The following is a 20,145-nucleotide window of genomic DNA, read 5'->3' on the forward strand; positions in this document are numbered from 1 at the left end:
TTACGCGCGGATATGGGACGCCCGGCGCCGGTTGACAAGCCCCGGGCTTTGCGCCACGCTCTCCGGCGAGTGAAAACGCGGGCTCGCATAACGACGGGACAGGGCGACGAAGGGCGCACGCGCCTCTTCTCCGGCGAGGAAGTGCCCAAGGACGCGCCGGCCCTGGAGGCGCTCGGCGACCTGGACGAACTCGTCTGCCTGCTGGGCGTGGCGCGGTGCCATGCCCGCCGCCAGGCCACGCGCGACGCCCTGCTCGCGCTCCAGCGCCGGCTGTTCGATGTGGGCGCGGAACTGGCGACGGCGCCCGACAAGGCGGAGGCGTTGCCCGCGCGCGTCAACCCGGAATCCGTCGCCCAACTGGAGGAGCAGAGCCTCGTCCTGGAGGGGCTGCGCCGGATGCCGGAGGATTTTGTTGTCCCCGGTTCGACGCCGGCCGCGGCGCACCTGGACCTGGCCCGCGCGGTGGCGCGCCGCTGCGAGCGCCGCGTGGTTGCCCTGTGCCGCGGCGGCGGGTGCCGTAATCCCCACCTGCCGGTCTGGATGAACCGGCTTTCCGACTACCTCTGGCTGCTGGCCCGCAGCGAGGAAACGTCGTCCATCCCCCGGCGCGCGCCGGAGGAGGAGAGCGCCGAATGAACCGGCCGGTCCTCGAGCAGGCCGGCATTGACATCGCCGAGGCCCCCGCGCTGCGGGAGTACACCACCTTCCGGCTGGGCGGCCCGTGCCGCGCCGTCCTGACCTGCCGGACGCCGGAGCAGGCCGCGCTGGCCGCGCGCGAATTGCGCCGCGCCGGCGAACCGCACCTCTTCATCGGGTCGGGTTCGAACCTGCTCGCCGCGGACGCCGGCCTGGACGCCTGCGTGGTGCGCTATGCCAGTCCCATCGCCCAGATCGAGCGGGACGGCGCCCTGCTTCGCGTTTCGGGCTCGACCGAGGTGGATGCGTTAGCCGCATACGGTGTCCAGCAGGAACTGGCCGGCCTCGAATTCCTCTCCGGCATCCCCGGCACCGTGGGCGGCGCGATCGCCGGCAACGCCGGCGCGTTCGGGCGCTCCGTGGCGGAAGGCCTGGCGCGGGTAACGCTGATGGATGGCGCGGGCCGCGCGAGCGAGGTCCAGGCCGCCGACCTGGAGTTCGCCTACCGCCGGTCGCGCCTCCAGGAAAGCGGCGAGCTCGTCTTGAGCGCGGTGTTTCAACTGGGGTTCCGGCCCCGCGCGGAACTGGCGGCCGAGCGCGAGAGGATCCTGGCCCTGCGCCGCGAGCGGCATCCGGACTGGCGGGTCACGCCGACGGCCGGCAGCTTCTTCCGGAACGTCGAGCCCAGTTCCGCCGCCGGGCCGCGGCAGGCCGCGGGCTGGTATTTGGAGCAGGCGGGCGCCAAGGAACTGCGCGTCGGCGGGGCGCGGGTGTTCGAGAAGCACGCGAACATCATCGTCGCCGACCCCGGCTGCACGGCCGCCGACGTGGCCGCGCTCGCGCGGCAGATGGCGGACGCCGTCCGGCAGGTGTTCCGCATCGACCTGCAACCCGAAGTGCGGTTCCTCGGCCCGGTCGGCGGCGCGTGACGCATGCAGGCCTTCCTGAAAAAAAACGGGGCGCTTCTCGCCGCGCTGTTCGCCGCGGCGTTCCTGTTCGTCCTGCACCTGCGTATCCTGACCTACGTCACGGCCCAGGATCCGTTCATCTACATCCGTCTGGCGCGCCGGCTGGCGGAGGCGTCGTTCCGCCCGGCGGCCGTGCTGGAGGTCTTCCGGTGGATGATGCCCGGCTACCCGCTGTGGCTGGCGGCGGCGATCGGGATCGGCGGCCCGTTCGCGCCGTACTGGGTCAACCTGCCGTTCACGATCGGGCTCTTCATCCTGCTTGTCCTGATCGCGCGCCGCCTTTACGGCGATGGGCTTTCGCTGGTCGCGATGACCCTGTTCGGCCTGTGGCTGATCCTGGCCGGCCACGCCTTGAACCCGCATTTCCTTTTGTACCCGTTCCGCGAGTCGCCGATGCTCTTCTTCTGCCTGCTCGGCAGCCTGCTGGCGCTGGCGTCGAGGGAAAAGGGCGGGTCGGCCCGTTTATTTTTTTCCGGGCTTTCGTTCCTGCTGGCCGGCGCGATGCGCGAGCCCGCGCTGTTCTGTGTGCCGTTTGCCGCGTGGGCGATCGCCCGGGCCGCCGGCCGCGGGCGGCGCGCGCGGGCGCTCGGCTGGTTTCTCCTTCCGTTCCTGCCCGCCGCGCTGTTGTGGCTCGGGATGAGCCTGGCCCGGGGCGGGTGGGGGACGGCGCAGATGTCGTTCTGGGTGTACGGCTGGCCCGAGGGCGGGGCCTGGGTGAAGCTCCGCCACGCCGGCCGCGCGTTCGCCGTGATGCTGGCGGCGTGGGTCCGGTCGGCGGGCTGGTGGGGCGCGGCCCTGACGGCGATCGGCGCGGCCGACGCGGCCTGGCGCCGGCGGGAAGCCTTGCTCCTCTTTCTCGCGCCCGGCCTGCTGCTTCTGCTCTTCTATGGCTGCCACGGCGAGCATCCCCGCTACGTCCTCGAGGCGCTCGTGCTCATGGCCCCGCTGGCGATGGGGGGCGTGGCCCTGTGCGCGCGCGGGCTGGAACGTCCTTCCGGCCGGCTGTTCCGGGGGCGCGGTGAGCTTGCCATCAGCGGCCTGCTCGCCGTCGTGTTCCTGGTTCCCTGCGCCGCGCTCCTGCGCCGGGCCGCGCCCTGGGGAATCCGGGTCTCCCGCGCGGACATCCGGCGTTTCCGGGAGCAGGTCCGGCCGTACGAGGGAACGAACAACCTGGTCTTCCTGGACACCCGCTGCCGGTACCTGGCGGATGCCTTCGCCTCCTACACGCGGGTCCGCACGGCCGATCCGCTGAGCGCCGAGCGCGTCCGCGGCGACAGCGTCCGGATGTTCTACGCCGATCCCGCCGGCCGCGACGCCTACGTGGCCACCGGCCGCGACTACCAGGGCGTGCCGCCCGAGACCATGCTGCGGCATTATTTCGACGTGGAGCCCGCCGGCGAGGCGGGCCGGGTTCAGCTCGGCCCGCAGGTTTACAGAATGAAAGAGGTTCGCCCGTGGACCGCGACGCGCGCCCTCTTTCCGCTGCCCGCGAATTCGTCCGTGCCCCTGCTCGCGTGGCTGGACTTCCAGGCCGCGACGCAGGCCGTGAAAACCGTCGCGCTGCTCGATGAACGCCAGGGCGTGCTCCGGAGCTGGTCTCTGGGCCCGGCGGTTCAACTGCAACCCATCTACCTGGACCCCGGCGAAGCCGCCGCCTTTGTGTCCATCACGTCCGGGCGACCGTTCCCCGCCGGTGTGCTGCGCGGTCTTGACGAGGCCGGCCGTCCGCGGGCGCATGACCTGACCCGGCCTCGCCCGTTGTCGCTGACGTCGTGGTTCCGGCCCCCGTTCGTGACGGCCGGCCCGCGGCACAAGTACGGGGTGGCGTTCCCGGGCGCGGGGGTCCTGGAGATTCCGCCCGTGGCGGGCGGGGAGGAGCGAGGGCTGACGATCCAACTCGTGTATCAGCCGGACCGCCGCGCGCGGGAGGCGCTCCGCCTTATTTATAAGGAAGGGGACCGCGAGCTCGGGCGCGGGCTGGCGGATCTCGGCCGCCGGGAGATCCGGCACCGGTTCCGCCTGCCGCCCCGTCCCGAAGCCGGCCCGCGGCGGATCGAGATTTCCGCGGACGCGGCCTGGCCCACCGGGGTCCTCTTGCGCGTCACGGGATTCGGGATGCACTTGGAATAACGCTTGCATGGCGGCGGGCGGCCCTATAAGCTGCCGCGACTTTTTTGAAAGAACAGGAGAAAAGCTCATGGGCCAGACCCTTAGTCTTCGTGACAAGAATCTCAACCGTCCCCGGAAGCCCGCGCGTGCGCGCCGCCGCCGGGAGAAGGTGCATCGCGCGCGCCTGGTCGCCCTGGGCGTGCCGGCGGAGAAGGTGAGCAAGCTGGACGCCGCCGCCGTGCGCACGCTGCTCAAGCGGCCGGCGCGGATCAAGGCCTGACCGGAGGGTGGAACGGCCTCGGCCCGGGGCGTTCATGGCGGCCCCGGCCTCCCGTCCGGCGGGAGGGGTGGAGCGGGCCCGGAACCTGCGGGAGCCGGGCCGATCATTTTTCTGAAAAAAAGCTATTGACGTTGTATCGTTTTTGGGTAAGTTACCAGTATAAATAGATTCCGGGAAGTGCCGGGATCTTAAATAGTAGTAAAGACGGACACTTCTATTTTCCGGGTTTGTTCGGGGAAAAGGGGAAGATAGAGGAGTGTTATAGTCTGTTTTTGTATTTTGGCCGGTTTTACGTTTTATGTGAGAACGGCACCGCAGGGGAAGCGATGGCGGGATGGTGGGTGCGGGTCCGGTGGCGGAACGGATAGCGACGGCGCCCATGTAGCTCAGTTGGTAGAGCACGTCCTTGGTAAGGACGAGGTCAGCGGTTCAATCCCGCTCGTGGGCTTAAAAAATGTAACGGACGGGAAACCGTAAAGAAGCAGCAGAAACCAGAACACGGGAAAGAAGACAGGCAGGAGGAAACCATGGCCAAGGAAAAATTCGAACGCACCAAGCCGCACGTGAACGTCGGCACGATCGGTCACGTGGACCACGGCAAGACGACCCTGACCGCCGCGATCACGAAGGTCCAGGCGGCGAAGGGGTTGAGCCAGTTCGTCTCCTACGACCAGGTCGCGAAGGCGTCCGAGTCGCAGGGACGCCGCGACGCAACCAAGATCCTGACGATCGCCACGTCGCACGTGGAGTACCAGAGCGACAAGCGCCACTACGCGCACGTCGACTGCCCCGGCCACGCGGACTACATCAAGAACATGATCACCGGCGCGGCGCAGATGGACGGCGCGATCCTCGTGGTCAGCGCGTCCGACGGCCCGATGCCCCAGACCCGCGAGCATATCCTGCTCGCCCGCCAGGTGGGCGTGCCGGCCATCGTCGTCTTCCTGAACAAGGTGGACACGGTGGATGATCCGGAGCTGCTCGACCTGGTCGAGATGGAGATCCGCGACCTCCTGAACAAGTACGAGTTCCCCGGCGACAAGACCCCGATCATCCGCGGGTCCGCGCTGGCGGCGATGAAGGCCGAGAAGCCGGACGCGCCGGAGGCCAAGTGCATCCAGGAGCTCATGGACGCCATCGACTCGTTCATTCCCGAGCCGACCCGCCCGATCGACCAGCCGTTCCTGATGCCCATCGAGGACGTGTTCTCGATCGAGGGCCGCGGCACGGTGGTGACGGGCCGCGTGGAGCGCGGGATCGTCAAGGTCGGCGAGGACATCGAGGTGGTCGGCCTGCGTCCGACGGTCAAGACCGTCGTCACGGGCGTCGAGATGTTCCGCAAGCTGCTGGACCAGGGCCAGGCGGGCGACAACATCGGCTGCCTGCTGCGCGGGTTCAAGAAAGAGGACGTCGAGCGCGGCCAGGTGCTGGCCAAGCCCGGGTCCATCACCCCGCACACCAAGTTCAAGGCGGAAGTGTACGTCTTGAGCAAGGAAGAGGGCGGCCGTCACACGCCGTTCTTCAAGGGGTACCGCCCGCAGTTCTACTTCCGCACGACCGACGTGACCGGCGACATCGAGCTGCCGGCGGGCGTGGACATGGTGATGCCGGGCGACAACATCGGTATGAACGTCGCGCTGATCACGCCCATCGCCATGGAGAAGACGATGCGGTTCGCCATCCGCGAGGGCGGCCGGACCGTGGGCGCGGGCCGCGTGACGGAAATCATCGAATAAGACGGACGCAACACGGCGGGGGCCGGGGCGGTACCGCTCGGAGCGGACCGCCCGGGGCGCCCGCGGACGGAGCCCAGCATGCCCAGGGAAATCATCACGCTCGCGTGCACGGAGTGCAAGCAGCGGAATTACACGACGACGCGCAACAAGCGCAAGACGACGGAGCGGGTGGAGTTGAAGAAGTACTGCCGTTTCGAGCGCAAGCACACGCCGCACAAAGAGATCAAGTAGGAAGGATCGAACCGGCAGGCCAGTAGCTCAATTGGCAGAGCATCGGTCTCCAAAACCGAGGGTTGGGGGTTCAAATCCCTCCTGGCCTGCCATTGAACCCGGCGGGAGAACACCGTGAGCAAGATACAGCAGGGGATAACGGCGGCGAGGACGTTCATCGAGGAAGTCCGCACCGAGATGAAGAAGTGCTCGTGGCCGACCCGCTCCGAGTTGTCGGAGTCGACGATGGTGGTGATCGTGTCCGTGGTGCTGCTGGCGATTTTCGTGGGCTTGAGCGACATGGTGCTGATGGGCCTGATGCGCATGGTGATCCGGTAGGCCGGGACCCAGGGGACAGGTGGCGGTCATGGAAAAACAGTGGTTCGTGCTACATACGCTCTCCGGGCAGGAAGCCAAGGTCAAGGAGAACATCGAGCGTCGCATCGTCCAGGAGGAGATGCAGGACTACATCGGTGAGGTTCTGATCCCGACGGAGAAGGTCTCCGAGGTCAAGCAGGGCCGGAAGACGACGACGACGCGGAAGTTCTTCCCCGGCTACGTGCTGGTGAACATGCGCCTGTACGACGAGGAGAAGCGCCTGGTGGACAAGACCTGGTATTTCACCCAGGAGACGCCGGGGCTGATCGGCTTCATCGGCGGGGACCGGCCGGTGCCGCTGCGCCCGCAGGAAGTCGACATCATTTTGAGCCAGATCGAGGAGAAGAAGGAGAAGATCAAGCCCAAGGTGGTCTTCGAGCCGGGCGAGACGGTGAAGATCACCGACGGGCCGTTCCTGAATTTCAGCGGCGTGATCGAAGAGGTGGATCCGGACCGCGGCAAGCTGAAGGTCTCGGTGTCCATCTTCGGCCGGACGGCCCCCGTGGAATTGGAGTACTGGCAGGTGGAGCGGGCCTAGCCTCAACCCGCGCCCCGGCCCCGAGAACACAGAACAGCGAACCCCGAGTCGGACTATGGCAAAGAAAGTCACAGGCATCATCAAGCTGCAGATCCCGGCGGGCCAGGCGAACCCCGCGCCCCCGGTGGGGCCGGCGCTCGGCCAGCAGGGCGTCAACATCATGGAGTTCTGCAAGCAGTTCAACGCGGCCACGCAGAGCCAGGCCGGGCTGATCATCCCCGTGGTGATCACGGTCTACCAGGACAAGTCGTTCACGTTCATCACCAAGAGCCCGCCGGCCTCGACGCTGCTGAAGCGCGCCGCGGGCATCGCCACCGGTTCGGGGCAGCCCAACCGGGACAAGGTCGGCAAGGTGACGAAACAGCAGGTCCTGGAGATCGCCAAGACCAAGCAGAAGGACTTGAACGCGCGCGAGCTGGACCGGGCGGTGAAGATCATCGCGGGCACGGCGCGCAGCATGGGAATCGAGGTGGAGTGATCATGGCCCATCACGGAAAAAAATACCGCGCGGTGCGCGAGAAGCTGGACGCCACGGCCGTCTGGGAGCTGGAGAAGGCCCTGGAGTTCCTGAAGAACAACAAGGCCTCCAAGTTCGACGAGACCGCCGAGCTGGCGATCCGGCTGGGGGTGGACCCCACGAAGTCCGAGCAGATGGTCCGCGGCACGGTGGCGCTGCCGAACGGCACGGGCAAGAAGGTCCGCGTGCTGGTCTTCGCCAAGGGGCCGCCGGCGGACGCCGCGAAGGAAGCGGGCGCGGACGAGGTCGGCTTCGAGGAACTCGTGGCCAAGGTGGCGGGCGGCTACACGGACTTCGACGTGGCCGTGGCGACGCCGGAGGCGATGAAGGAAGTCCGCAAGCTCGGCAAGGTGCTTGGCCCCCGCGGGCTGATGCCCAACCCGAAGACCGGCACGGTCACGGACGACACGGCCGCGGCGGTGAAGGCGTGCAAGGCCGGCCGGGTGGAGTTCCGGATGGACCGCAACGGCAACGTCCTGGTGCCCTTCGGCAAGCTGTCCTTCAGCGTCGAGGCGCTGGCGGCGAACGGCCGGGCGGTGCTGGCGGCGATCAGCGCGGCGCGGCCCGCGACGGCCAAGGGCGTGTTCATCAAGCGGTGCACGGTGAGCTCGACGATGGGCCCCGGGCTGCGACTGGATTTCAAGGAAGCGGCGGCCTGACGCGCGCCGCGTGAAGGAGTCTACCGATGAGACCGGAAAAGGTAACCATCGTTGAGGAGTTGCGGGGCAAGCTGCAGAAGGCCCTGTACGTCATCCTCGCCGACTATCGGGGCATGAGCGTCGCCCGGACCGAGACCCTCCGCCGGCAGCTGCGCGGCGTGGGGGCCGAGGCCCAGGTGGTGCCCAACCGCCTCTTCAAGATCGCGGGCAAGGACCTGACCCCGCCGGGCTTCGACCAGGGGCTGGTCGGTCCCTCCCTGATGGTCTGGGGGCAGGGCGACATCTCGCAGGCCGCGAAGGTGCTGCGCACCTTCATCAAGGAAAACGAGATGCCGGCGATCAAGCTGGGCGCGCTCCAGGGCGCCCTGCTCTCGAAGGCGGACGTGGACGCGATCGCGCTGCTGCCGCCGCGCGAGGCGCTGCTGGCCCAGCTGGTCGGCCTCCTGGCCGCCCCGATGCAGCGGCTGGTCGGCGTGCTGCAGGCCAAGACGGCGAGCATTTTGTATGTGCTGAAGGCCATACAGGACAAGAAGGAAAAGGCATAACAACCCCACGGATATAAGGAGAACGAACATGTCAGAACAGGCAACCGAGCAAGCGAAGGAGACGGGCGTGAAACTGGAAGGCAAGGCGGAGGAGTTCGCGAAGTGGATCGAGGGTATCACGGTCCTCGAGCTGTCCCAGCTCGTGAAGGGGCTGGAGGAGCGCCTGGGCGTGTCGGCGGCGGCCCCCGTGGCCGTGGCGGCGGGCCCGGCGGCGGGCGCCGCGGCGGCCCCGGCGGAAGAGAAGACGGAGTTCACCGTGGTGCTGGCCGGCGCCGGCACGAACAAGATCGCCGTCATCAAGGAAGTCCGCGCCCTCACGTCCCTCGGCCTGAAGGAAGCCAAGGACCTGGTGGAAGGCGCGCCGAAGCCGGTCAAGGAAGGCGCGACCAAGGAAGAGGCGGACAAGATCAAGGCCCAGCTGGAAGCGGCCGGCGCCAAGGTGGAAATCAAGTAGTCGCGTTCGCGTTGTTTTCCCCCTTGTAGGGGCCCGTCCGCGGGGGCGGGCCCGTGGCGCACGGTGTCGGAAGGTGTGGCATGGCTGAACGAATAAAATACGGCAAGCTGGCCAGCGTGATCGATCTCCCGGATCTGATCGAGATCCAGACGAATTCGTACCGGGACTTCCTCCAGAAGGACGTCCCGCCGACCCGCCGCAAGCTCGTGGGCTTGCAGGCGGTGTTCAAGGAGGTCTTCCCGATCGAGAGCTACGACGGGCAGATCGCCATCGAGTTCGTGAAGTACGAGATCGCCGATCCGAAGACGTCCCCCCTGGAATGTCTGCGGGAGGGGGTGTCGTATTCCGCGCCCCTCTACGTGACGTTCCGCCTCCGCGAGAACAAGGAGATGCGGGAGGAAGACGTCTACATGGGCGAGGTCCCGCTGATCACCGAGCCCGGCACGTTCATCATCAACGGCGCCGAGCGCGTGGTCGTCAGCCAGTTGCACCGGTCGCCGGGGATCTGCTTCGAGCAGACGATCCACCCGAACGGCTCGGTGCTCTACTCGTTCCGCATCATCCCGGACCGCGGCTCGTGGATCGAGGTGCAGTTCGACACCTCGGACCTGCTGCAGATCTACCTCGACCGCAAGAAGCGGCGCCGCAAGTTCCTGGCCACGACGTTCCTGCGCGCCCTGGGCTACGGCACCGACGACGAGTTGCTCGGCCTGTTCTACACCTTCGAAAAGCTGTCCCTCAAGGAGATGCCCGACGAGGCCGCGCTCGCGAACCGCGTCGTGCACGACGACGTCATCGACGCGGACTCGAAGACCATCCTCGCCCGGCGCTACGAGCCGGTGACCAAGGACCTGGTCCGCCAGATGAAGGCCGCCGGGTTCACGAGCGTGGACGTGGTGGACGTGTCCTGGGACGAGGGCGTCTTCCTCAAGAGCGTGCAGAAGGACGGCACGCGCTCCAACGAGGACGCGCTGAAGGACATCTACCACAAGCTGCGCCCCGGCGACCCCCCGACCGTGTCCAACGCCCGCCAGCTCATCAAGCGCATCTTCTTCGACCCGCGCCGGTACGACCTGGGCCGCGTGGGGCGGTACAAGATGCAGCAGAAGCTCGGCATGGACAAGGACCGCGACTCGCGCATCCTGGAGAAGGAAGACCTCCTCGCCGCGATCCGCTACCTCATCAACCTGAAGAAGGGCGAGGGGACGGTGGACGACATCGACCACCTCGGCAGCCGGCGCGTCCGGACCGTGGGCGAGTTGATCGAGAACCAGTGCCGCCTGGGCCTGGCCCGCACCGAGCGGCTGGTCCGCGAGCGCATGACGATCTTCGACACGCAGACCGAGAAGCTGACGCCGCAGAAGCTGATCAACCCGAAGGCCCTGGCCGCGGTGATCCGCGATTTCTTCGGGCGCAGCCAGCTCTCGCAGTTCATGGACCAGACCAACCCGCTGGCCGAGATGACCCACAAGCGGCGCTTGAGCGCCCTCGGGCCGGGCGGCTTGAGCCGCGAGCGCGCGGGCTTCGAGGTCCGCGACGTGCATTCGAGCCACTACGGGCGTATCTGCCCGATCGAGACGCCGGAAGGGCCGAACATCGGCCTGATCTCGTCCTTGAGCATGTACGCCCGGGTGAACGAGTTCGGGTTCATTGAGAGCCCCTACCGCAAGGTCGTCAGCGGCCGGGTCACCGACCAGGTGGAGTACCTGACGGCGGACCAGGAGGAGACGTTCATCATCGCCCAGGCCAACGCGGCGCTGGACGACCGGGGCCGCTTCACGGCGGAGTCCGTGTCGGTGCGCTACCGGGGGGAGTTCATCGAGGTGCCGCCGGAGAAGATCCATTACATGGACGTTTCGCCGAAGCAGCTCGTCAGCGTGGCGGCGGGCCTGATCCCGTTCCTGGAGCACGACGACGCCAACCGCGCGCTGATGGGCTCCAACATGCAGCGCCAGGCGGTCCCGCTGCTGGTCACCGAGCGGCCCTACGTGGCCACGGGGATCGAGGAGCGCGTGGCGCGCGACTCGCGCGTCATGCTGCTGGCGACCGAGCGCGGCAAGGTGGCGTACGTCTCCGCGGAGAAGATCGTCGTCTCGAAGGACGGCGAGATGCCCACGCGCAAGACCCCGAAGGACGAATACCAGGAGTACGGCCTGCGCAAGTTCATGCGGTCCAACGCCGGGACCTGCGTCAACCAGAAGCCGATCGTCGAGATCGGGCAGGTGGTCAAGAAGGGCGACGTGCTGGCGGACGGGCCGGGGACGGCCCAGGGCGAACTGGCCCTGGGGCGCAACGTCCTGGTCGGGTTCATGCCGTGGTGCGGCTACAATTTCGAGGACGCCATCCTGATCAGCGAGAAGCTGGTCCGCGAGGACGTCTTCACCTCGATCCACATCGAGGAGTTCGAGTGCGGGGCGCGCGACACCAAGCTCGGGCCCGAGGAAATCACGCGCGACATCCCGAACGTGGGCGAGGAGGCGCTGAAGAACCTCGGCCACGACGGCGTGGTGCGCGTCGGCGCCGAGGTCAAGCCGGGCGACATCCTGGTCGGCAAGATCACGCCCAAGAGCGAGACCGAGCTGGCCCCGGAGGAGCGCCTGCTGCGCGCCATCTTCGGCGAGAAGGCCGCGGACGTGCGCGACACGTCGCTGACCGTCCCGAGCGGCACCTACGGCATCGTCATGGACGTCAAGGTCTCGGCCCGCAAGGAGATCCAGCGGACCAAGCTTACGCCCGGCGAGCGCCGCAAGCAGATGAAGGGCATCCAGGAGGAGTATAAGGAGAAGAAGCAGCAGCTGACCGAGGACCTGACCGAGGCCTTGAGCAACATCCTCCTGGGCGAGAAGATCCCGCTCGACGTCGTGAACATGGAGACCGGGGAGGTCATCATCCCGGCCAACCGGAAGATCACCAAGACGCTGCTGCGCAAGCTGGCGGCGGCGAGCCAGCACATCGAGATCGACCCGAGCCCGATCCAGCAGAAGATCCAGAGCATCATCAACGAGTTCAGCCACAAGTTCTCCGACCTCGAGCTGGAGCAGGAGCGGGCGCAGGACCGGCTGGAGAGCGGGGACGACCTGGACGCGGGGATCATCAAGCAGGTCAAGGTCTACGTGGCCAGCAAGAAGAAGCTGTCCGTGGGCGACAAGATGGCCGGCCGGCACGGCAACAAGGGCGTGATCGCCCGGATCGTGCCCGAGGAGGACATGCCGTTCCTGCCGGACGGGACGCCCGTGGAGATCGTGCTCAACCCGCTGGGCGTGCCCTCCCGCATGAACGTGGGGCAGGTGCTCGAGACGCACCTCGCGCGGGCCTGCCAGCTTCTCGGCTACCACGTCGAGACCCCGGTCTTCGACGGCGTGCCCGAGAAGCGCGTCCGCGAGATGCTCAACGAGGCGGGGTTGCCGACCGACGGCAAGACCGTGCTCTACGACGGCCGGACCGGCGAGCCCTTCGACCAGCGCGTCGTGGTCGGCAACATCTACATGATGAAGCTGCACCATCTCGTGAGCGACAAGATCCACGCCCGCGCGGTCGGCCCGTACTCGCTGGTCACCCAGCAGCCGCTGGGCGGCAAGGCGCAGTACGGCGGCCAGCGCTTCGGCGAAATGGAAGTCTGGGCGATGGAGGCCTACGGCGCCGCCTACGCGCTGCAGGAGCTGCTGACGGTCAAGAGCGATGACGTGCTCGGCCGGACGCGGATCTACGAGTCCATCGTCAAGGGCGAGAACACCCTCGAGGCGGGGATGCCGGAGTCCTTTAACGTGTTGATGAAGGAAATGCAGAGTCTGGTGCTCGACGTGCGGGTCCAGCGGAAGCAGGAGTAGCGAATGCGCGACGAGCAAAGGAGTCCCATGGTTCAGAACACGAACATCGGCGGCCTGCTGGGGCCGGAGACGTCCACCGGGTTTGACTTCGCCACGATTCACCTGGCCTCCCCCGAGGTCATCCGCTCCTGGAGCAAGGGCGAGGTGAAGAACCCGGAGACCATCAACTACCGCACCTTCAAGCCCGAGAAGGGCGGCCTGTTTTGCGAGCGCATCTTCGGGCCCAGCAAGGACTGGGAGTGCAGCTGCGGCAAGTTCAAGCGGATCAAGCACAAGGGCGTGATCTGCGACCGCTGCGGCGTCGAAGTCGCCCAGGCGCGCGTGCGCCGCGAACGGATGGGGCACATCGAGCTGGCCGTGCCCGTCTCGCACATCTGGTTCTTCAAATGCACGCCGAGCCGCATGGGCCTGGTGCTGGACATCACGGGCCGCGAGCTGGAGCGCGTGCTCTACTACGAGGACTACATCGTGGTGGACCCCGGCAACACCCCGCTCAAGGAAAAGCAGCTGTTGAGCGAGATGGAGTACCGCGAGGCCCAGGACAAGTACGGCGACGCGTTCGTCGCCAAGATGGGCGCCGAGGGTATCCGCGACCTGATGAAGCGCCTGGACCTCGACGAGGCCCTGGACGCGCTCGACGCCGAGATGGAAGGCACCCGCAGCAAGCAGACCCGCAAGAAGCTGACCAAGCGGATGAAGGTCCTCGAGGCCTTCCGCGCCAACCATACGCGGCCCGAGTGGATGATCCTGGAAGTCCTGCCCGTGATCCCGCCGGACCTGCGGCCGCTGGTTCCGCTGGAAGGCGGCCGCTTCGCGACCTCGGACCTCAACGATCTCTACCGCCGCGTGATCAACCGCAACAACCGGTTGAAGAACCTGCTCCAGCTCAAGACGCCGGACGTCATCATTCGGAACGAGAAGCGCATGCTGCAGGAGGCCGTGGACGCCCTGTTTGACAACGGCCGGCACGGCCGCGCCGTTACCGGCGCGGGCAACCGCCCCCTGAAGTCGCTCTCCGACATGCTCCGCGGCAAGCAGGGCCGGTTCCGCCAGAACCTGCTCGGCAAGCGCGTGGACTATTCCGGCCGCTCGGTGATCGTCATCGGCCCCGAGCTCGGTCTGCACCAGTGCGGCCTGCCGAAGAAAATGGCGCTGGTGTTGTTCGAGCCGTTCATCATCCGCCGCCTGAAGGAGATGAACGTCGTCCACACGGTCCGCAGCGCCAAGAAGATGATCGAGCGCGAGGTGGACCAGGTGTGGGACATCCTGGACGAGGTGACGCGCGGGCACACGGTCATGCTGAACCGCGCCCCGACGCTGCACCGGCTGTCCATCCAGTCCTTCGAGCCCGTCCTGATCGAGGGCGAGGCCATCCGCATCCATCCGCTGGTCTGCACCGCCTACAACGCCGACTTTGACGGCGACCAGATGGCCGTGCACGTCCCGCTCTCCGTCGAGGCGCAGCTCGAGTCGCGCCTGCTCATGCTGGCGCCGAACAACATCTTCTCGCCGTCCAGCGGAAAGCCGATCACGACGCCGACCCAGGACATCACGCTGGGCTGCTACTACCTGACGATCGAGTCGCAGCAGGACCGCCTGCGCGCCCGCCGCGCCGCGCCGACCGGCGAGGTCGAGCACCTGCCCCTGTTCAACGACGTCATGGAAGTGCACACGGCCTACGACGAGAAGGCCGTGCGGATCCACGACCGCATCCGTTTCCGGAACCCGGACTGCCGCCGCGAGACGCGCTACGGCAACGCGAAGGTCTCGGTCATCACGACCACCGTCGGCCGCGTGTTCTTCAACGAGGTCTGGCCGGAATCGCTGGGCTTCTATAACAACCCGGTCGGCAAGAAGCGCCTGGAGGAGCTCATCTGGCGCTGCTACCAGATCGCCGGCCACGAGGAGACCGTCCGGGTGCTGGACCGCCTGAAGGCCCTCGGCTTCGAGCACGCGACGCTCGCGGGCATTTCCATCGGAATGGAAGACATGATCGTGCCGAAGGAGAAGGCGCAGATCGTGGAGGGCGCGCACCGGCAGATCGCGGAAGTCGAGGTGCAGTACCGCAAGGGCGTCATTACCGACGGCGAGCGCTATAACAAGATCGTCGACATCTGGACCCACGCCACGGACGAGACGTCCGCGGCCATGTTCCGCGCCATCGAGTTCAACGAGGGCCGCAACGACGTGAACCCGCTGTTCATGATGGTGGACTCCGGCGCGCGCGGCAACCGCCAGCAGATCCGCCAGCTCGCCGGCATGCGCGGCCTGATGGCCAAGCCCTCCGGCGAAATCATGGAGCAGCCCATTCTGTCCAACTTCCGCGAGGGGTTGAGCGTGCTGGAGTACTTCATCAGCACGCACGGCGCGCGCAAGGGCCTGGCCGACACCGCCCTGAAGACCGCCGACTCGGGCTACATGACCCGCAAGCTGGTGGACGTGGCGCAGGACATGATCATCGTCGAGCAGGACTGCAACACGCTCAACGGCATCGAGGTCACCTCGATTTACGAGGGCGACGAGGAACTCGTGCCGATGGCCGCCCGCATCCTCGGCCGGACGGCCGTGGACGACGTGCGCGACCCGCGCAACGGCGAGATCGTCGTGGCCGCGGGGCAGGAGATCGACGAGCGCGCGGTCGAGATCATCGGCCAGGCGGGCCTGGAGAAGATCAAGATCCGCAGCCTGCTGACCTGCGAGTCGCGGCAGGGCATCTGCGCCCGCTGCTACGGCCGCAACCTGGCCACCGGCCGGTCCATCGCGCTCGGCGAGGCCGCCGGCATCATCGCCGCGCAGTCGATCGGCGAGCCCGGCACGCAGCTGACGATGCGGACCTTCCACATCGGCGGCAGCGCGAGCTCGGTGTTCAAGCAGCCCCAGTTGATCGCGAAGCACGACGGCGTGATCCGCTACAACGACCTGCGCACGGTGCAGGCGCTGGACGGCAGCTTCATCGTGCTCAACAAGAACGGCGCGGTCAGCGTCTACAACCACGAGGGCCGCGAGTTGGAGCGCTACAACGCCGTCATCGGCGCCGTCATCGCCGTCGCGGACGGCGGGTCCGTGAAGAAGGGCCAGAGCTTCGTCAAGTGGGACCCCTACAGCGTGCCCATCCTGTCCGAGCAGACGGGCACCGTGGACTTCCACGATTTCATCGACGGCGTCACCGTGCGCCGCGAGATGGACGAGTCCACGAAGCTCGAGGGCACCGTGGTCATGGAGCACAAGGAAGACCTCCACCCGCAGCTCGTGCTGCGCGACCCGGACAACCGGGAGAAGGTCTTGAGCTACTACTCCATCCCGTCGGGCGCGCACGTGATGGTCAAGAAGGGCGACAAGGTCGTCGCCGGCGCCATGCTGGCCAAGACGCCCCGGAAGGTCGTCCGCACCAAGGACATCACCGGCGGCCTGCCGCGCGTGGCCGAGCTGTTCGAGGCGCGCCGCCCGAAGGACGCCGCCGAGATCGCCAAGATCGACGGGCTGGTCGAGTTCGCGGGCATGGTCCGCGGCCGCCGCAAGCTGATCGTGCGCGACCCGGCGACGGGCGACCAGGAGGAGCACCTGATCCCGATGGGCAAGCACGTCGTGGTCTTCCAGGGCGACCACGTCCGGAAGGGGCAGCAGTTGACGGAAGGTCCCGTGGTCCCGCAGGAGGTGCTCGAGGTCTGCGGCCCGCAGGAGCTCCAGGAATACCTCGTCAACGAGGTCCAGGAGGTCTACCGGCTGCAGGGCGTCGAGATCAACGACAAGCACATCGAGATCATCGTCCGCCAGATGCTGCGCAAGGTGCGCATCACCGAGCCGGGCGACACCGATTTCCTCTGGGGCGAGCAGGTGGAGAAGCACCTCTTCCAGGAGGTCAACCAGAAGGCCGTGGCCGAGGGCAAGCGCCCGGCGGAAGCGTCGCCGGTGCTGTTGGGCATCACCAAGGCCTCGCTCGAGACCGAGAGCTTCATCTCCGCCGCGTCGTTCCAGGACACGACCCGGGTCCTGACGGATGCCGCGACGCTGGGCCGCGTGGACGCGCTCCGCGGGTTCAAGGAGAACGTGATCATGGGCCACGTCATCCCCGCGGGCACGGGCTTCGGGATGTACCGGCAGCTCAAGCTGGTGCCGCTCGGCGAGCCGATCTCGGTGGAGGAGTGGCGGGGCGAGGATATTTTTGGGCCCAAGAAAACGCCGGAGACGACGAACGCGACATGATTCAGTTGTCAGGCGCGCGCGCGTCTGCTATCGTGCCGCGCTCGTGTCCACGGACCAATAAGGAAACGGAAGTATGCCGACGATCAACCAGTTGGTGAAGAAAGGGCGGCGGCCCCCGAAGTTCAAAAGCAAGTCGCCGGCCCTGCGGGAATGCCCGCAGCGCCGCGGGGTCTGCCTGCTCGTGAAGACCATGACGCCCAAGAAGCCGAACTCCGCGCTGCGCAAGGTCGCCCGCGTGCGCCTGACCAACGGCGAGGAAGTCACGGCGTACATCCCGGGCGTCGGGCACAATCTGCAGGAGCACAGCATGGTCCTGGTGCGCGGCGGCCGCGTGAAGGACCTGCCGGGCGTCCGGTACCATATCATCCGGGGCACGCTGGATTGTCTCGGCGTGGACACCCGCCGGCGCGGCCGTTCCAAGTACGGCGCCAAGACACCTAAACAGTAGGGGACGACACCATGGCCAGAAGGCGAAGGGCACAAAAACGCAAGACGCTGCCGGATCCCCGGTATCGCAGCCTCCTCGTGGCGACGGTCATCAACAGCCTGATGGAGCGGGGCAAGCGGTCCACCGCGGAGCGGATCGTCTATGACGCGCTGGAGCAGATCCGCGCGGCCGGCAACGAGGACCCGCTGGCGGTCTTCACGCAGGCGATCGACAACGTCAAGCCGCGGCTCGAGGTCAAGTCCCGCCGCGTCGGCGGCGCGACCTACCAGGTCCCGGTCGAGGTCGCCGCGGACCGGCAGGTCAGCCTGGCCCTCCGCTGGATCATCGATTTCTCGAAGGGGCGAAAGGGCGTCGCGATGAACCGCGCGCTGGCCCTCGAGGTGCTCGAGGCGTTCAAGAACCAGGGCAACGCGATCAAGAAGCGCGACGACACGCACAAGATGGCGCAGGCGAACAAGGCCTTTGCGCACTATCGCTGGTAGAAACGGATCGGCAACAAGTTCATGGGCACCGTGGTCGAACAGTCCAGAGAGCGGAAGGAGCAGCAGGCCGGGCGCGAGGCGCCGGGCCGCCGCCGCTCCCTGCCGCTGCTCCGCAATATCGGCATCATCGCCCATATCGACGCGGGCAAGACCACGGTCACCGAGCGCATGCTCTACTACACCGGCCGCGTCTACAAGATGGGCGAGGTGCACGAGGGCACGGCGACGATGGACTGGATGATCCAGGAGCAGGAGCGCGGGATCACCATCACCAGCGCCGCAACGACCTGTTTCTGGCGAGACCACCAGGTCAACATCCTCGACACGCCGGGCCACATCGACTTCACGGTCGAGGTGCAGCGTTCGCTGCGGGTGCTCGACGGCGCCATCGGCGTCTTCTGCGGCGTCGGCGGCGTCCAGCCCCAGTCCGAGACCGTTTGGCACCAGGCCCAGAAGTTCGGCGTGCCCCGGCTCGCCTTCGTCAACAAGCTTGACCGCGCGGGCGCCGATTTCGACGCCGTGGTGCGCCAGATGCGCGAGCGCCTGGCCGCGCCCGCCGTCCCGGTGCAGATCCCCTGGGGCCGCGAGGAGTCGTTCCGCGGGCTCGTGGACCTGCTCCGCATGCGCGCGCTGGACTTCGACGCCGATTCCCTCGGCGCCCGGGTCGTCGAGTGCGACATCCCGGCCGAACTGGCCGCCGCCGCCGAGAAGGCGCGCCTGGCCCTCGTCGAGGCCGTCGCCGACAAGGACGAGGAGGTCATGCGGGCGTTCATGGAGAACATGGACGTCCCCGCGGAGACGCTCCGCGCCGGCCTCCGCCGCGCGACCCTGGCGGGCGCGCTGGTCCCCGTCCTGGGCGGCGCCGCCCTCCGCAACCGTGGCATCCAGCCCCTGCTCGACGCCGTCGTGGACTACCTGCCTTCCCCGCTCGATGTGCCCGCCGTCCAGGGGCACCATCCGCGCTCGAACGAGGCCGAGACCCGCGAGACCAGCGACCTGGTGCCCTTGAGCGCCCTGGCCTTCAAGATCGCCACCGACCCGTACGTCGGCCGGCTGGCCTTCGTGCGCGTGTACTCGGGGCTGCTCAAGAAGGGCCAGAACGTCTTCAACCCGCGCACCCGCACCCGCGAGCGGCTCGGGCGGCTCGTCCTGCTGCACGCCAACCACCGCGAGGACGTGGAGGCGCTGTACGCCGGCGAGATCGGCGGCGTCGCGGCGATCAAGCAGATCACGACGGGCGACACCCTCTGCGCCGAGCAGAAACCGATCGCCCTCGAGCGCATCGAGTTCCCGGAGCCCGTCATGGCCATGGCCATCGAGCCCCGCACGGCGGCCGACCGCGCGAAGCTGGCGGAGACCCTGGCCTCGCTGTCCGAGGAAGACCCGACGTTCAAGGTCGCGACGGACGCGGAGACCGGTCAGACGATCATCAAGGGCATGGGCGAACTGCACCTCGAGATCATCCGCGACCGGATGCTCCGCGAATTCAAGGTGCAGGCCAACGCCGGCAAGCCGATGGTCGCGTACCGCGAGACCATCCGGGCGGCCGCCCGCGCGGAGCAGTTGTTCCAGCGCGAGATCGGCGGGCACGGCCAGTACGGGCACGTGGTCATCGAGCTCGAGCCGCGCGAGCGGGCGTCGGGCAACGAGATTGAATTCGAAGTTTCCGCCAACGACATCCCGAACTCGTTCCGCGAGGCGGTGGAGCAGGGGCTGCAAGACGGCCTCCTGACGGGCGTCGTGGGCAACTACCCGCTGACGGACGTGCGCGTCCGCGTGGTGGGCGGCAGTTTCCATCCCGTGGATTCCAGCGAAGTCGGCTACCGGACGGCGTCGGTCCTTGCGCTGCGCGAGGCCGCGCTGCAGGCCCAGCCGACCCTGTTGGAGCCCATCATGAAAATGGAGATCATCACCCCCGAGGAATTCCTCGGCGACGTGCTCGGCGACGTCAACAGCCGGCGCGGGCAGGTGCGGGAGATGGAGGCGCGGGAGGGCGTGCAGATCGTCCGCGCCGAAGTGCCGCTGGCGGAGCTGTTCGGGTACACCACGTCGCTGCGTTCGCTTTCCAAGGGACGCGCCAGCTGCTCGATGGAGCCTTATCAATTCGAGACCGTTCCGGATTCGCTGCAGAAAAGTATCTTAAACCGGTGAGACA

General features: G+C 67.4%; 17 protein-coding genes and 2 tRNA genes. All 19 read left to right on the plus strand.

Annotated features, from left to right (window positions below; translation table 11 throughout):
* Positions 1-69: 69 nt before the first annotated feature.
* The 19 genes from KA248_09025 (at position 70) to fusA (ending at position 20,141) form a co-directional block, all read left to right on the plus strand.
* Positions 70-636, plus strand: coding sequence for a cob(I)yrinic acid a,c-diamide adenosyltransferase (locus tag KA248_09025; protein MBP7830045.1), 567 nt, complete (start codon positions 70-72; stop codon positions 634-636).
* On the plus strand, positions 633-1,565 hold the full coding sequence (gene murB, locus KA248_09030) for a UDP-N-acetylmuramate dehydrogenase (protein MBP7830046.1): 933 nt from the start codon (positions 633-635) through the stop codon (positions 1,563-1,565). Before KA248_09025 ends, murB begins: the two co-directional genes overlap by 4 nt.
* A 3-nt stretch (positions 1,566-1,568) precedes the next feature.
* Positions 1,569-3,734, plus strand: a complete 2,166-nt coding sequence (locus KA248_09035) for a hypothetical protein (protein MBP7830047.1) — start codon at positions 1,569-1,571, stop codon at positions 3,732-3,734.
* 67 nt (positions 3,735-3,801) lie between these two features.
* On the plus strand, positions 3,802-3,993 hold the full coding sequence (locus KA248_09040; protein ID MBP7830048.1) for a hypothetical protein: 192 nt from the start codon (positions 3,802-3,804) through the stop codon (positions 3,991-3,993).
* Between the two features lie 375 nt (positions 3,994-4,368).
* Positions 4,369-4,441 (plus strand) — tRNA-Thr (locus tag KA248_09045).
* Positions 4,442-4,520: 79 nt separating this feature from the next.
* The gene (tuf, locus tag KA248_09050) at positions 4,521-5,729 is read left to right on the plus strand and encodes an elongation factor Tu (protein ID MBP7830049.1); all 1,209 of its coding nucleotides are present in this window, start codon (positions 4,521-4,523) and stop codon (positions 5,727-5,729) included.
* A 78-nt stretch (positions 5,730-5,807) separates the two neighbouring features.
* Positions 5,808-5,960 carry a 50S ribosomal protein L33 gene (gene rpmG / locus KA248_09055; GenBank protein MBP7830050.1) on the plus strand — a complete coding sequence of 51 codons (153 nt, stop codon included), beginning with the start codon at positions 5,808-5,810 and terminating at the stop codon, positions 5,958-5,960.
* Between the two features lie 16 nt (positions 5,961-5,976).
* Positions 5,977-6,052: transfer RNA gene (locus KA248_09060), tRNA-Trp, on the plus strand.
* Between the two features lie 85 nt (positions 6,053-6,137).
* The gene (secE, locus tag KA248_09065; protein MBP7830051.1) at positions 6,138-6,278 is read left to right on the plus strand and encodes a preprotein translocase subunit SecE; all 141 of its coding nucleotides are present in this window, start codon (positions 6,138-6,140) and stop codon (positions 6,276-6,278) included.
* A 28-nt stretch (positions 6,279-6,306) separates the two neighbouring features.
* Entirely contained in the window at positions 6,307-6,855 is a 549-nt protein-coding gene (nusG, locus tag KA248_09070) for a transcription termination/antitermination protein NusG (GenBank protein ID MBP7830052.1), read from the plus strand.
* A 55-nt stretch (positions 6,856-6,910) separates the two neighbouring features.
* On the plus strand, positions 6,911-7,333 hold the full coding sequence (rplK, locus tag KA248_09075) for a 50S ribosomal protein L11 (protein MBP7830053.1): 423 nt from the start codon (positions 6,911-6,913) through the stop codon (positions 7,331-7,333).
* A gap of 2 nt (positions 7,334-7,335) precedes the next feature.
* Positions 7,336-8,031: a 50S ribosomal protein L1 gene (locus KA248_09080; protein ID MBP7830054.1), complete on the plus strand. Its 696-nt coding sequence runs from the start codon at positions 7,336-7,338 to the stop codon at positions 8,029-8,031.
* 26 nt (positions 8,032-8,057) lie between these two features.
* Complete coding sequence (locus KA248_09085) at positions 8,058-8,576, plus strand: 50S ribosomal protein L10 (GenBank protein MBP7830055.1); 519 nt, start codon at positions 8,058-8,060, stop codon at positions 8,574-8,576.
* A gap of 28 nt (positions 8,577-8,604) precedes the next feature.
* Positions 8,605-9,030, plus strand: coding sequence for a 50S ribosomal protein L7/L12 (gene rplL / locus KA248_09090; protein MBP7830056.1), 426 nt, complete (start codon positions 8,605-8,607; stop codon positions 9,028-9,030).
* An 80-nt stretch (positions 9,031-9,110) separates the two neighbouring features.
* Complete coding sequence (gene rpoB / locus KA248_09095) at positions 9,111-12,857, plus strand: DNA-directed RNA polymerase subunit beta (protein ID MBP7830057.1); 3,747 nt, start codon at positions 9,111-9,113, stop codon at positions 12,855-12,857.
* 27 nt (positions 12,858-12,884) lie between these two features.
* A complete protein-coding gene (rpoC, locus tag KA248_09100) occupies positions 12,885-17,060 on the plus strand; it encodes a DNA-directed RNA polymerase subunit beta' (protein ID MBP7830058.1) in 4,176 nt (1,391 codons plus the stop codon).
* A gap of 73 nt (positions 17,061-17,133) precedes the next feature.
* Positions 17,134-17,508 carry a 30S ribosomal protein S12 gene (rpsL, locus tag KA248_09105; protein MBP7830059.1) on the plus strand — a complete coding sequence of 125 codons (375 nt, stop codon included), beginning with the start codon at positions 17,134-17,136 and terminating at the stop codon, positions 17,506-17,508.
* Positions 17,509-17,519: 11 nt separating this feature from the next.
* Positions 17,520-17,990: a 30S ribosomal protein S7 gene (gene rpsG / locus KA248_09110; GenBank protein MBP7830060.1), complete on the plus strand. Its 471-nt coding sequence runs from the start codon at positions 17,520-17,522 to the stop codon at positions 17,988-17,990.
* A gap of 21 nt (positions 17,991-18,011) precedes the next feature.
* Positions 18,012-20,141, plus strand: coding sequence for an elongation factor G (gene fusA / locus KA248_09115; protein MBP7830061.1), 2,130 nt, complete (start codon positions 18,012-18,014; stop codon positions 20,139-20,141).
* The last annotated feature ends 4 nt before the right edge of the window (positions 20,142-20,145 follow it).

The sequence above is a fragment of the Kiritimatiellia bacterium genome, from assembly GCA_018001225.1.
Taxonomy (GTDB): Bacteria; Verrucomicrobiota; Kiritimatiellia; order CAIQIC01; family JAGNIJ01; genus JAGNIJ01.